A 12888-nucleotide genomic window follows, 5' to 3' on the forward strand; every position below is an offset into this window, starting at 1 on the left:
CTCAGATCGCCCCCGCTCGGGTGAGTTCGCGCTCGACCTGCCGCTGCGCATCGGCCCACGCCTGGTCGGGCGACTTGCCGGCGGTCTCGACGTTGACGAGTTCGGCGGCGATCGGCGAGCCGATGATCGAGTCGTACGGGCTGAAGTAGGCGCCCGGGTACTTCTTGGCGGACGCGCCGAAGACGTCGACGATCCGCTGACCGCCGAAGAACGGGTCCGGCGCCGTCATCCGCTCGTCGGTGTAGCTGGCCGGCGTGGACGGGAACAGCACCGGGTCCAGGAAGGCCTGGGCCTGGTTCTTGGACGACTCCAGCCAGCTGATGAAGGCGAAGGCGGCCTCGGGGTTCTTGCAGTACTTCGTGATCGCCAGGAAGGACCCGCCCCGGTTGCCGGCCCCACCAGGAGCTGCCGTCACTCGCCAGAGTCCCTTGGTCTTGGGCGCGGCGTTCTTCGGCCCGAGCTGGGCCCACCAGACGGCCGCGTTGTAGGCGACGAGCTTGCCGTTGGTGACGACGGCGTCGGCGTCGGTGGTGTCCTGCTGCGCGTTGGCGGACAGCCCTTCCTTGACCACCCGGATCGCGAGGTCGAACTGTGCGCGGATGTGGTCCTGGTCGCCGATGTACTGGCCGTCCTCGGTCATGTAGCGCTTGGACTGCTGCGCCAGCGCGTAGCTGTAGATGCCGGTGATGTTGTCGGTGATCGCCGAGCCCGGCACCGCGGCCTTCAGCTTCTTGCCCAGCTCGATGTAGGCGTCCCAGGTCGGCGCCAGCTCCGCGACCGCGGCGGGATCGGTGTCGATGCCGGCCTTCTGGAGCATGTCCGTGCGGTAGAACAACGCGGTCGGCCCGGTGTCCATCGGGTAGGCCATCATCTTGCCCTCGGGCGTGATGCCGAGCTTCCACTTCCAGGCGAGGAAGTCGGACTCGTGGTCGCCGGCGCCGAGGCTCTTGAGGTCGACGAACTGGTCGGCGTTCGGGAAGTACGTCGCGACGTCGTCGTTGATCGCGACGATGTCCGGGACCAGCGACTTGCCGGCCAGCGAGGTGAGCACCTTGGTCTTGTAGCTGGTGCCGATCCGGGTCATCGCCAGGCGCATGTCGTCGTACCCGGGGATGCCTTTCTCGGCCTGGCCGATCAGGTCGTCGTTCACCGAGCCGACCCAGGTCCACATGCTGAGCTCGTCGGACCCGCCGAGCGAACTTCGGGACCCGCAGCCGGTGAGGCCGGCCGCGGTCGTGGCGGCGCCCAGCGCCAGGAACTTCCTTCTGCTCACTGTCATACGCCTTCACCTGGCGCTTTCTGTGTTCATTTCCGCCGGAAGTTGTCCATAATTGTTCAGGCATCGACTAGGTAAGCGCATACCGCTGAACCGGTCAAGGGCCCACCGTTGCCGCCTCCGGCCATCCCGGGCAGGTTCGGGCGCCTGACAGGATGGCGGCATGATCTCCGCCGTGCTCTTCGACGCCGACGGCGTCATCCAGCGCCCGACCATCGACTGGTGGTCCCGGCTGACGTCGTTCGTCCCCTCCGACGGCTCCGCGTTCGTCGCCGACCTGATGGCGGCCGAGAAGCCGAGCCTGGTCGGGAAGGGCGACTTCCGGGACGCGGTCGCCGAGGTCCTTCGGCGGTGGGACTCGCCGGTGTCGCTGGAGGAGGCGCTGGAGCCGTGGCACTCGTTCGCGGCCGAGCCGGCGGTGGTGTCGTTGATCGCCGAGCTGCGCGCTTCGGGGGTGGGTTGCCACCTCGCCACCAACCAGCAGGCGTACCGGCGCGCGATCATGCAGGACGAGCGCGGGTACGGCGAGTGGTTCGACCAGACCTTCTACTCGTGCGATCTCGGGCTGGCCAAGCCGGATCCGGCGTACTTCCGGGCCATCCTGGGCACGCTGGACGTGCCCGCCTCCTCGGTGCTGTTTATCGACGACAACGAAAGCAACGTGGCGGGCGCCCGGAGCGTCGGGTTGCACGCCGAGGTTTACGACCTCTCGTCCGGCGTCGACACGTTGATTGCGCTACTTCGCCAGTACGAACTCTTGTGATGTCTGCACGGTTGTGGCATCGTCGCCCGGCAGATGACAACGTAGGACAGTCACCAGCCGCTCCTGGAGGCACCGCATGTCCGATCGACGACGTCTCACCCGCCGCCATGCCCTCGGCCTGACCGCCGGCGTGGGCCTCGGCTCTCTCGCTCCTTCCATCGCACCTTCCTTCGTTCCTCCGGCCTTCGCCGGCACGGTCTCGGCGTACCCCAAAGGTCAGCGGCCACGGCTGCTGAACGTCCTGGACGAGTCGGCCCTGAGCCTGCCCGAGCGCACGCTCGCGACCACGCTGCAGGGGCTGCTGGCCCGGCGCGGCAGCGAGACGCTCTACCTGAACATCCCCTCGCTGGGCTACCAGTTCTGGCTCGACGACCTCGTCTCCCGGTACGGCGTGGAGGTGCGCCCCGGCGACCTGTGGAAAACCGTCACCCGGTCGCGCATCGGCGGATATGTTCTCTTTCGAACAGGCACCCCGTCGGTCAACGTCGCGACCACGCTCGCCGGGCTGACAGGTGCCGTGGCTATCGAGGAGAGCTTGGAGGCACTCGCGATCCAGAACGGGTTGCGCAAGGTCCTGGACTTGCGGGACAAGGACGACCGCTGGGTGCTGGACAACTACTGGTCCCGGTTGCGGCACGACGTCGCGATCGAGCAGCGAGCAGACATTGCGGAACGACTGCGGGACTACGTCACGATGGCGGGGACGCTCGCCTTCTTCGACGGCAACTCGGACTTCCGGGCCGAGGTGGTCGGCGCGCTCGACGACGACGCGACGGTGATCGGCTGGGGCGATGCTGCCCAGGGCGAGGACAAGTTCATCGGGCCGAACTCCGACGCGGGCGCCAAGGCGATCCCTGCCGACCATGCCCGGAACCTGTCGGTGTTGTCCGGGATCCGCGAAGACCGGTTGAGTCAGGGCGGAGGGGGTGGGGGGAGGGTCCCCGAACCGGATCCGAACGCCCACTACGTGACCTTTCTGATCACCGACGGCGACAACATCCAGTGGATGCTCGGCGACTTCCCCACCGACAAACGCTGGTTCGGCAGCCCGTTGCGCGGCCAGGTCGACCTCGGCTGGGGAATCTCCCCGTCCCTGATCGACCTCGCACCCTCGGTCATGCGCTGGTACTACGACCAATCCGCCAAGGACCGCTGGGTCGTAGGCCCCTCCGGCGGCGGCTACATGTACCCGAGCCGTTACCCCACCGCTGCGCTGACCAAGCACACAGCCACCTTGGCGAAGTCCATGGAACGTGCGGACCTGTCGGCCGTCCAGATCATCGACTTCGACTCCTTCCACGACAAGCGACTCTGGTCGTCGTACCTGAAACACCCCCAGATCGACGGCCTCATCTACCTCGAGTACTCCCGCTACGACACCCACAAGGGCAAGGTCGTCTGGTCCGAAGGCAAGCCGGTCATCTCGGCGCGAACCATGCTCTGGGAAGGCCTCGACGGCGCCGACGAGGCCTCGGTCACCACGGAACTCAACACCGCGGCCCGCAACCCGCGCTCGACCGCCGGCTACTCGATCGTGTTGTGGCATGCGTGGAGCAAGTCCGTCGACCACGTCATGACAGTCGTCAACGGACTTGCTCCGCACGTGAAGATCATCCCGCCGGACACCCTGGTGAAGATGGTCGGCACGTACGCGAAGCCCTAGGAGTTCAGAGCTCGCGGTAGTACACGGCGACCGGGAGCTGGACGCAGCCGAGGCTCTCGTAGAGGGCCCTGGCCGGCGCGTGGAAGTCGTCGCCACCGGTGCCGATCTCGACGACCTCCGCATCCAGCTCCCGCATCGCGTCGAACGCGTGCTCACACAACGCGGTGCCGACTGATCCTCGCCGTTGTTCGGCCGCGACTGCGAGGATCGTGACGGTGCCGTTCCGGCGGGCCGGGTCAACGCTCCACGCGACATAGCCGGCGAGTACGTCGCCCTGCTCGGCGACCGCGACGTACTTGTGCTGGCTGGGGTCGTGGAGCCCGGCGACCTGCCGGCGGTAGTCGTCGCGCCAGTCGCCGTGCTGGTTGGCGAAGATCGCATCTCCGACGAGCGGTCGGAAGGAATCCTCGTAGAACGGCCGGAACGTCTCGATGGTCAGCTCGGTGAGCCGAGCGAGGTCAGCATTGACGTACGAACGAATAGACATGAAGTGTGCCTCTCAGGCTGAAGGGAGTCGGGCATGGCCGGACCCGACCCCGCTGACGATGCAGCGGCGGGTCCTCTTCAGCAGCGAGGACGCCCAGCAGCAAAGCACTCCATGCGACCCATGCTACGGCCCACCGAACTCGCCTAACGCCGCAGCGAACTCGCCTAACGCCGCAGCGCGTGCCTCCTCGCACAGTTGGGAGGGCACGATGGACACCCGACATCGCCATCCGACTCTAACCGCTGCGAGCTCACAGCTCCAAGCAGCGGCCTGGTGGTGCAGAGCCCTCCAGCGTGCCGCCCGGCAGGCTGGCAGGTACCGGCTCGCGGCTGGCGGCTGAGATTCCTCCAGCATGTCGCCACGCGCGCTGAATGCTGGCACTTCAGGTTCATCCAGCATGAGCAGGGCGCGCTGACGGGCGTCCTAGGTGCAGGGTCCTCCAACACGCCCCCGCGCGGACTGGCGGCTCAGATTCCTCCAGCACGGCACTGCCGACGCTGCCGGCCGGCGGTTCAGGTTCATCCAGCATGAGCAAGGCGAGCTAACGGGCTTCCTGGCTTCAGGGTCCTCCAACACGCCGCCACGCGGACTGGCGGCTCACATGCCTCCAGCACGGCACCGCCGACGCTGCCGGCCGGCGGTTCAGGTTCATCCACCACGACGCCAGGCGCGCTGACGGGCTTGCTGGGTTCAGGGGTTTGGAGTGCGGTGGGTGCCGGTGGGGTCGATGGTGAAGGTGAAGCCGTTGGGGGTGGTCCATTGGATGGTGGTGGGGTTGGGGCGGTGTGCGGTCCAGCGGCCGTGGGTTTTGATTCTGTGGGGGAGGCGGCGCAGGGGTGCGAGGTTGGTGGTGTTGGTTTGGCCGGGTGGGCCGAGGGGGTGGTAGGGCTGGATGTGGTCGAGGTCCATGGCGGGGTGGGTTTCGCGGGTGCCGTAGGGGAAGAGTTCGACGGGGTGGGTGAGGCGGACGCGTTCGCGGATGCGGTCGGGGATTTCGTAGGCGTCGACGCTGACGGCGTCGTTGAGGTCGATGACTGGTTTGACGGTGTAGGGGCCGTGGCCGACGAGCTCGCTCAACTGGGTGGCGAGCAGGGGGCCGATGTTCTCGGCGCGCAGGACGCCGGTGCCGGTGGCGAGGGTGTGGTCGGTGAGGTGTACGTAGACCTCGGTCTGCCCGGGCCGCAGGCGGCTGCCTGGCCGCCCCGAGCGCGGGGTGGCGTGGGTGGTGTGGGCGTCGTGGCGGATCTGGGCGAGCCGGGCGTCCAGGGCGCGGCGGGCGGCGGCGTCCATCGGACGGCCGTCGTCGGGGTCGGGGCACAGGCCGGGGTCGAACGCCTCGATGGGTTCCTTGGATGGGGTGTCGAGCGGGTCGGGGAGGTCGCTGTCGCTGGGGTGGGGCGCGTCGCGGTCGGCCTCGTCGTGCAGACCGGGCTCGGCCCAGTCGGCCAGCAGCCCGTCGTCGCCCGGCCAGCCAGCGCAGGGGCCGCCGTCCCATGCATGATCACGGCGCTGCCCACCGCGCCCAGCACCGCGCTCCGCACCGCGCTCCGCCCCGCGTTCGCCGACGCGTTCCGGCGCGGCCGCCGCGGGCTTGGTCCGCGAGGCCAAGTCGGCAGTCGCCACTTCACCATCGTCGAGCGCGCGGCCAGCGGCGGCCCCGCTGATCCGGTCGGCAGTCGAGGTTGGAGCCGGATCGGCGGCCAGGGCGACGGCTGGAGCCGCAGCGCGACTGGTTACATCGGCAGTCGGGACTGAGGCCTGATCGACGTCCAGCGCGACTACTGGAGCCGCGGACCGGGTGGTTGCGTCGGCAGTCCGGGCTGGGGGCTGATCCGCGGCCGGGGTGGCGGGTGGAGCGGCGGGGCGGCTGGTTGGGGCGGTGGTGGGGGCGGCGTCGGCTGTGGCGGTGGCTGGGGGCGGTGGGGTGGTGTGGAGGTGTTGGTGGGCTTGGTGGAGGAGTTCTTCGGTGTAGCGGGGGTCGGCGATGATGCCGACGGCGTCGGCGCGGCGGCGCTGCAGGCAGGCGGTGTCGCCGAGGATCTTGAGGGCTTCGGCGATGCTGGTGATCCGGGCGTCGAAACGGATCGCCGCACCGGAGCCGGTGCGGATGAAGATCTTCTTGGTGCCGTGCTCGTCGCAGCGACCCAGGTAGACGCCGCGTTCGCGGGCCCTCTCCGCGGCCTTCGCTCGAGCGGCTTCGGGGTCGGCGTGCTTCTTGGCGGCCTCGACGATCCTGTCCAGCCGGCCGGGGGTGAGGGTGTCGACGACCTTCGCGACGCGGTGGTCGACGGTACGGGCGGCGTCCTCGGACAGGTCCAGGCAGGCGGTGGCGATCTTGCGGGCCTTCCACGGCGTCGCCTGACCGGACTGCACCCGCGCCCAGGTCAGCGGGAGCCGGTGGCGCAGCGCGAGGGCCTGGCCGATGAAGTCCGCGGCGGCACCGGCGGAGATGCCGATCATCGCGCCGAACTCGGCCGGGGCGAACTCGGCGATCTCCGGGCAGCCCTCGCCGCCCAGGACGATGGCGCGTTCGCGGCCGTCGCTGGGGCGGCGGGTGGGGCGGGGTGAGCAGGCGCTCGGGTGGTAGTGGTCGGCGTAGACCTGGGCGTGCTCCAACAACCGCGCGTCGAGGCGGTTGGCCTCGGCGCGGTGCGCGGCGGCCGACTCCAGCAGGTCGGCCGTCGGGAGGGACGTCAGATCTCCTTCGAACATGTGTTCGATTCTATGCCATGTCGGCGCGTGGGACAAACTCAGAAGAGGCTGGAATCTCTTATCCACAAGGGGAAACTTCACACATGGCCGGGCAGGTGGAGCGGGTAAGCAGGTGCTGGTCGCGTCGAGGCGGGCGAGGTCGGTCGCGTGGTGTGAGTGGGGTGGATCGCGGTGATTTGGCCGCCGGGACGGCGGGACGGGGCGGGACGGCGGGCTGAACGGGGAGGGTCGGCCGGACGGGACAGGGCGCGGGCGGGGCGGACGGGACCGCAGTAACCACGGGCGGACGGGGCCGCGGTGAGCAGGCGCGGGCGGGGGTGGGCGGGGCAGCAACAAGCAGGCGCGGGCGGGGCGGACGGTACCGCGGGAAGCAGGCGCGGACAGGGCGGACGGGGCCGCGGTAAGCAGGCGCGGGCGGGGCGGGCGGGGCCGCGCTGGGCGGGCGCGGGCTGGGGTGCCCTGGCCTGTGTGCTCCGGGTGGTGGTTAGTCGGTTCGGGTGGGTAGGCCGTCGGTCGACGGGTGCTGGTGCGACAGGGCGAGGGGCTCTGGCGGGGCGGCGCGGTTGGGGCTACGGCGGTGTGTGCGCGGGCTGAGTGCGATCAGGAGGACTAGCAGGGGCAGGGCGATCAGGTAGGCGGTCTGGAGGGGGACGGCGCGAGCCATGAGGGCGAGGGTGGCGGGGGTGATGAGGATGGCGGTGCCGGAGGCTAGGGCGCCGATGGCGGATAGGCGGGTGGGGTTGGGGCCTGGGATGGCGACCAGGGCGGCGAGCGTGACTGGGTAGAGCGGGGCTACGCCGGTGCCGGCCAGGACCAGGCCGAGGGTGACTGCGGCGGGGCTGTCGAAGAGGCTGACGAGCAGCGTGCCGACGATCGCGAGCAGGCCGCCGGGTACGACGGGAGACAGGCCGCGCACGTGGATCGGGCCGATCGCGCGCCCGACCGCCATGCCTATCGGGAACGCACTACCCAGCAGTGCGGCCGTTGCCATCGGCAAGCCCGTAGCAGCCAGCCGCGCGACCGCCCACACCACGAAGCAGAACTCCACTCCAACGGCCAGCACAACCCGCAGCCACCCCAGCGCAACCGCCGCAGCCGCAGTGCCGCTCGATTCACGAGCCGGCGCAGCAGGGCGCGAGTCAACGGACCCCTTCAGTACGGCGAGGGCGACAAGCGGCGGTACGGCGGCCAGCAGCGCCAACCGACCCGTCGGGCCAACGGAGTCAACTGCACCGATCGCCAGCGGTGCCAGAATCCCGGTCGCACTGGCGACCGCATTCACCCGACTCAATCGCGACGCAGCCGTAGGACCGTGCAACACCAGTGGAGCAACGAGAACGAGCAGCGCCCCACCAAGTCCGATGCACAGCCCGCCTGCGACCGCCACGCCGTACGCAGGCGCTAGTGCCAGCAGCACGGCTCCGGCCGCGCACACCAGCGACCCAAGGCGCAGCACGGTGATCAGTGCCCAGGACCGCAGCAGCATCGGGCCCACCACAGCTACCACAACGAGCCCCACTGCGAACGCCGACGACAGCAAGGCGAGCCGACCGGTGGACTCGCTCAGGTCCCGTGCGAGCAGAGCGACGCAGGCACCCAGCCCGGCCAGCAAGTACCCCATGGACGAGAGCCCGATCCCGATCCGGATCTCGTCTGCTCGCCCGGTCATCCGGCAGTCAGGTCGTCAGACCCCGTGCCCTCCGTCCGGGCCGTGGTGAGCAGGTCAGCAAGCTGGTGGAGGTCGGTGAGCCGGAAGTCAGCGTCCAGCCCCTTCAGGCCGGCAGTCACGGCCCCAGCCGCACGCCCAGCCTCCAGACCGACCGTCGCGTCCTCCACGACCAAGCACTGCTCCGGCGGTACGCCGAGGAGCTCAGCAGCATGCAGATAGCCCTCAGGGTCCGGCTTGCCCCGGCTGATGTCGTCGACCGTCACCAGCACGGGTGGTGACATGCCGGCCGCAGTCAGGCGTACCTTCGCCAGCCGGTCATCCGCGCTCGTCACGACAGCCCATGGCAGGCCGAGCCGGTCCAACACACCCAGCACCTGATATGCACCCGGAGTCGCGGTCACATCGGACAGGTCGTCGTACTGGAGCTCCAGCTGCCTGGCCGCGGCTGCCGTCTGCTCGGCCGCTGAGAGGTCCGGGCGGGTGCGTGCGACGGTCGAGTCCGCCGGGCTGCCGTGAGCAGCAGGGAGTACGTCGGCCAGCGGTACGTCGTACTCCGCCGCCCAGACCGTCCACGCACGCTCCACGGCGGCGTCGGAGTCGACCAGCGTGCCGTCCATGTCGAACAGCACGGCGCGGATGTCGCGGATCCTCATCACCCCTCCATTAAACTCGTTCTCCGAGCATAAGGTAGAACCATGGCATGACGACAGGTGTCCGGCGGGGGCAGTGGCAGACCGCGGCCGACGTACTCGCGTGGGTGAGCCGCCGGCCCGGGATCACGCGGGCGGCGGTCGCGCGGGAGCTGCGACTGAGCACCAGCTCGGCGACTGAGGTCACTGCGCGGTTGCGCGACGTGCAACTGCTCACCGAGGTCCCCGCGCCTAGTCAGGGACGCGGTCGGCCCACGACTGTCCTACGGGCGCACCCGCGCGGTCCTGTGGCGCTTGCGCTGGAGCTGCGGCAGGGCAGTTGGCGGAGCGCCGTGGTCGCACTGGACGGCTCGTTCCTGGAGCAGCAATCCAAGCGGCACCGCAGCCGGAGGCCGCAGGTGGTGCTCGGCAACCTGCAGAAGGCCGTGCAGCAAGTGCAGGAGCAGTACGGCGATCGCCTGCAAGTCGTCAGCCTGGCAGCAGCTGGCACGATCCGCGACAACCGCCTGATGCAGGCACCCACCCTCGGCTGGGCCGAAGTAGACCTGCAGACCGTCACAGGCCTCCCGCTGCTGGTCGGCAACGACGCAACGCTGAGCGGTGTCGCGGAGGCTCGCACCGGAGCCGCCGCCGGTGCGGGTACGGCGTTGCACCTCATCGTCGAGGTGGGAATCGGCGGCACGCTGCTGATCGACGGCGTACCGGCGCAAGGTGCGTCCGGGGCGGGTGGTGAGTACGGGCACATCCCGTTCGGTGAGCGTGGACGGCAGTGTCCGTGCGGTGCGCGCGGCTGCTGGGATCTGGAGATCGACGGCCGGGCACTGGCGCGGCACCTGAAGGAGCCGGAGCCGGCCGACCCGTACGGCTACACAGAGGCCGTGCTACGCCGTACGGACCGTGCTACGAGCCGTGCGGTCGCCAGAGTGGTGACTGCACTCGCCACAGGCATAGCCGGTCTGGTCAACGCACACGACCCGGAAGTGGTCACGGTGGGCGGTTTGGCGATCCCACTCCGAGCCGCCGCTGTGTCCACGTTCGAGCAGGCCTATCTAGGCGGGCTGATGACCTTCCACCGGGCCGCTCCCCCGCCGGTCCTGCCAGCCGAGTACCAGAGCGACGGTCCGCTGCGTGGTGCCGCAGCGCTGGCCCTCGACCACCTGACGACGGAGCCGTCGATCGCTAGCTGGGCTGATCGACGCTGACCTCGTCAGCCTCTTCGGCGCTGATCTCCTCAGCCGGCGCCTTGGGCACGATAGGCGGCTCCACCTTCGCCAGGATCGTGGTGATGTCGTGGCGGTGGTGCTGGATCTCGTGCGCGGTGTGACGGATGATCCAGCCCAGCGTCCGCGGCGCCCGCACCGGGTAGTTGTAGAGGCCGAGCTTGCCCAACTGCGGCGGCGTAAGCACCCGTGCAGCAGCACCGAACTCGCGAGCGAACCCCACCAGGGCAGCAGCGACCTCCATCGGGTCCTGGTCCTCGTACTTGGCCTGCTTCACGCGACCAGTCCGGTCCATCGGCGCGTACACCGGCCGGTCCTCGGCCAGGCACTGCGCGATCCGCAGCCGCTGCACCTCCAGTACGTCGCGCACGTGGCACGCGTACTCGATTGCCGACCACACCTCAGGCTCTGGGCGCAGCCGTACGACGTCCGGGTCCGGACCGGCGGCCGCCTTCGTCAGCGCCATGCTGCAGTCGGCCGCCTGCCGGATCAGCAACGTCACTGTGCCCTGCAGGTCACCTGTGTCGTAGTTGAACCCGCACTGCTCGCAGTACCCGTCCACTGGCGGCTGCTGCTTGCTCAACTGCTGCTCCCTCGAAATCGCCAGGCGTGATCGACCGGACCGATTCCACCACCGAGCGCGAACCCGGCCCCGATCGCCCCCGTCACGTACTCCTTCGCCGCTCCCACTGCTCCGGGTACGTCGTACCCACGCGCGAGGTACGACGCGATCGCGCTGGCCAACGTGCAACCCGTGCCATGCGTGTGCCTGTTGTCCGCGCGTACGGCGCTGTAGGCCCGGCGCACCCCATCACCGTGCAGCACGTCGACAGACGCCGTACCGGGGTCGTGGCCGCCCTTGACGAGCACCCAGTCGGCGCCGGCGTCCAGCAGCAGCTTCGCGGCGAGCTCTCGGTCCTCCACGGTCTCCAACTCCATGCCGGCGACCGGTCCGAGCTCGGTGAGGTTCGGTGTCAGGACGGTTGCCAGCGGCACGATCTCCATCCGTACGGCGTCCATCGCATCAGCAGCCAGCAACGCATCGCCGTGCTTCGACACCGACACCGGGTCCACCACTACGGGCACGGACGGCGGCAGCGTGCGCAGCAGGTCAGCGACCACCCGGACCATCAGCGCAGAGGCCAGCATGCCGGTCTTGACCGCGTCGACACCGATGTCGTCCACCACACTGCGGAACTGCGCCCGGACTTGTTCCTCCGGCAGCTCCCACGCACCCTGCACGCCGAGGCTGTTCTGCGCGGTGATCGCGGTCAGCACACTCATCCCGTGCACACCGTTGGCCAGCATCGCCTTGAGGTCGGCCTGGATCCCGGCGCCGCCGCCGGAGTCGGAGCCCGCGATCGTCAGCACTCTGGGCAGCATCTCAACTCCTGAAGTGAGCGTGACCGGACTCGGCGGCGTACGCCGCTCCGTCCACGGTCACGGTTCCGGCCGGGCGGTCCTCGTTGCCTTCCGCAACCGAGCCGATGACAGTCCAGCCCTCGGGCACGTCGGCGGGCTCGAAGGTGCCTACCAGCGCATGGTCCTCGCCGCCGGTCAGGACGAACTTGAGCGCATCCACACCAGTCGCGGCGGCCACTGCCTGCAGCGGCTCGGGCACAGTCAACGCCTGCGAGTGCACGTCGATCGCCACCTGGCTCGCCACGGCTATGTGGCCCAAGTCGGCCAGCAGTCCGTCGCTGACGTCACACAGCGACGACGCACCGGACTGAGCCGCCCTAGGTCCTTCGGCGTACGGCGGTTGCGGTCGGCGATGCGCCTCGACGACGGCTCGTGGTGAGCGGAAGCCGCGCGCCAGCACCGCCCAGCCTGCTTCGGCCCAGCCCAGCCGCCCGACGTAGGCGACCTCATCACCCGGGCGCGCGCCAGAGCGCAGCACCGGCGGACGGCCGTCCAGCGAACCGAATGCGGTCACCGAGACGACGATCTTGTCCGACTGCACGGTGTCGCCGCCGACGATGCTCACGTCGACCAGCTCCGCCTCGTCGACCAGGCCCTGGTTGAGCTCCAGCGCCCACGCGGTGGGCAGGTCCGCGGGCGCGCCGAACCCGACCACGAGCGAGGTCGGTCTAGCGCCCATGGCCATGATGTCGGCCAGGTTCTGCGCGGCTGCCTTGCGGCCCACGTCGTACGCCGACGACCAGTCCTGGCGGAAGTGCCGGCCCTCCACCAGCAGGTCGGTCGTGATCACCATCCGGCCGTCCGGCACCGCCACCACGGCCGCGTCGTCGCCCGGCCCGACCAGGACGTCCTCACCTGTGGACAGCCCTTTGGTGACGGCCGCGATCAGGCCGAACTCACCTGTGCTCCCCAACGTCTCTGTCACGTCAGCAGACCTCCCATATCGCCAACCGGAGTCTAGGCGGTACCGTGACCGGGCAACGAAGAGTACGCCCGGCCGTCTCGCAGTACCCCTGCGGAGCACGG

11 protein-coding genes are annotated in these 12888 nt (G+C 69.6%); 3 read left to right on the plus strand and 8 right to left on the minus strand.

Going from position 1 to position 12888, the window contains the following annotated elements; translation table 11 throughout:
- Window position 1: 1 nt before the first annotated feature.
- Window positions 2-1279 carry an extracellular solute-binding protein gene (locus ACIBGM_RS29265; protein ID WP_360533984.1) on the minus strand — a complete coding sequence of 426 codons (1278 nt, stop codon included), beginning with the start codon at window positions 1277-1279 and terminating at the stop codon, window positions 2-4.
- Between the two features lie 160 nt (window positions 1280-1439).
- On the opposite strand from ACIBGM_RS29265, the gene ACIBGM_RS29270 reads away from it, so the two are divergent.
- Together ACIBGM_RS29270 and ACIBGM_RS29275 are read left to right on the plus strand one after the other, a co-directional pair.
- Window positions 1440-2039: an HAD-IA family hydrolase gene (locus tag ACIBGM_RS29270; RefSeq protein WP_360533987.1), complete on the plus strand. Its 600-nt coding sequence runs from the start codon at window positions 1440-1442 to the stop codon at window positions 2037-2039.
- A 76-nt stretch (window positions 2040-2115) separates the two neighbouring features.
- Complete coding sequence (locus tag ACIBGM_RS29275; protein ID WP_360533990.1) at window positions 2116-3702, plus strand: GxGYxYP domain-containing protein; 1587 nt, start codon at window positions 2116-2118, stop codon at window positions 3700-3702.
- A gap of 4 nt (window positions 3703-3706) precedes the next feature.
- On the opposite strand, the gene ACIBGM_RS29280 is transcribed toward ACIBGM_RS29275, so the two are convergent.
- The 4 genes from ACIBGM_RS29280 to ACIBGM_RS29295 form a co-directional block, all read right to left on the minus strand.
- Window positions 3707-4189, minus strand: a complete 483-nt coding sequence (locus ACIBGM_RS29280) for a GNAT family N-acetyltransferase (RefSeq protein ID WP_360533993.1) — start codon at window positions 4187-4189, stop codon at window positions 3707-3709.
- Window positions 4190-4879: 690 nt separating this feature from the next.
- Window positions 4880-6901, minus strand: a complete 2022-nt coding sequence (locus ACIBGM_RS29285) for a hypothetical protein (protein ID WP_396387338.1) — start codon at window positions 6899-6901, stop codon at window positions 4880-4882.
- Between the two features lie 484 nt (window positions 6902-7385).
- The gene (locus tag ACIBGM_RS29290; RefSeq protein ID WP_396387339.1) at window positions 7386-8570 is read right to left on the minus strand and encodes an MFS transporter; all 1185 of its coding nucleotides are present in this window, start codon (window positions 8568-8570) and stop codon (window positions 7386-7388) included.
- Entirely contained in the window at window positions 8567-9223 is a 657-nt protein-coding gene (locus ACIBGM_RS29295; RefSeq protein ID WP_396387340.1) for an HAD family hydrolase, read from the minus strand. Before ACIBGM_RS29295 ends, ACIBGM_RS29290 begins: the two co-directional genes overlap by 4 nt.
- Before the next feature lie 47 nt (window positions 9224-9270).
- On the opposite strand from ACIBGM_RS29295, the gene ACIBGM_RS29300 reads away from it, so the two are divergent.
- The gene (locus ACIBGM_RS29300) at window positions 9271-10422 is read left to right on the plus strand and encodes an ROK family protein (protein WP_396387341.1); all 1152 of its coding nucleotides are present in this window, start codon (window positions 9271-9273) and stop codon (window positions 10420-10422) included.
- Here the strand turns inward: ACIBGM_RS29300 and ACIBGM_RS29305 are convergent.
- Genes ACIBGM_RS29305 through ACIBGM_RS29315 form a run of 3 tightly spaced genes read right to left on the minus strand, consistent with a single transcriptional unit; the run spans window position 10400 to window position 12787 of the window.
- Window positions 10400-11023: a DinB family protein gene (locus ACIBGM_RS29305; RefSeq protein ID WP_396387342.1), complete on the minus strand. Its 624-nt coding sequence runs from the start codon at window positions 11021-11023 to the stop codon at window positions 10400-10402. The genes ACIBGM_RS29300 and ACIBGM_RS29305 overlap by 23 nt on opposite strands.
- Window positions 11020-11823: a bifunctional hydroxymethylpyrimidine kinase/phosphomethylpyrimidine kinase gene (thiD, locus tag ACIBGM_RS29310; protein ID WP_396387343.1), complete on the minus strand. Its 804-nt coding sequence runs from the start codon at window positions 11821-11823 to the stop codon at window positions 11020-11022. Before thiD ends, ACIBGM_RS29305 begins: the two co-directional genes overlap by 4 nt.
- Window position 11824: 1 nt before the next feature.
- Window positions 11825-12787 (minus strand): thiamine-phosphate kinase, encoded by a 963-nt coding sequence (locus tag ACIBGM_RS29315; RefSeq protein WP_360536644.1) that lies wholly within the window; start codon window positions 12785-12787, stop codon window positions 11825-11827.
- Window positions 12788-12888: the final 101 nt, after the last annotated feature.

The organism is Kribbella sp. NPDC050470 (genome assembly GCF_044458365.1).
Taxonomy (GTDB): Bacteria; Actinomycetota; Actinomycetes; order Propionibacteriales; family Kribbellaceae; genus Kribbella.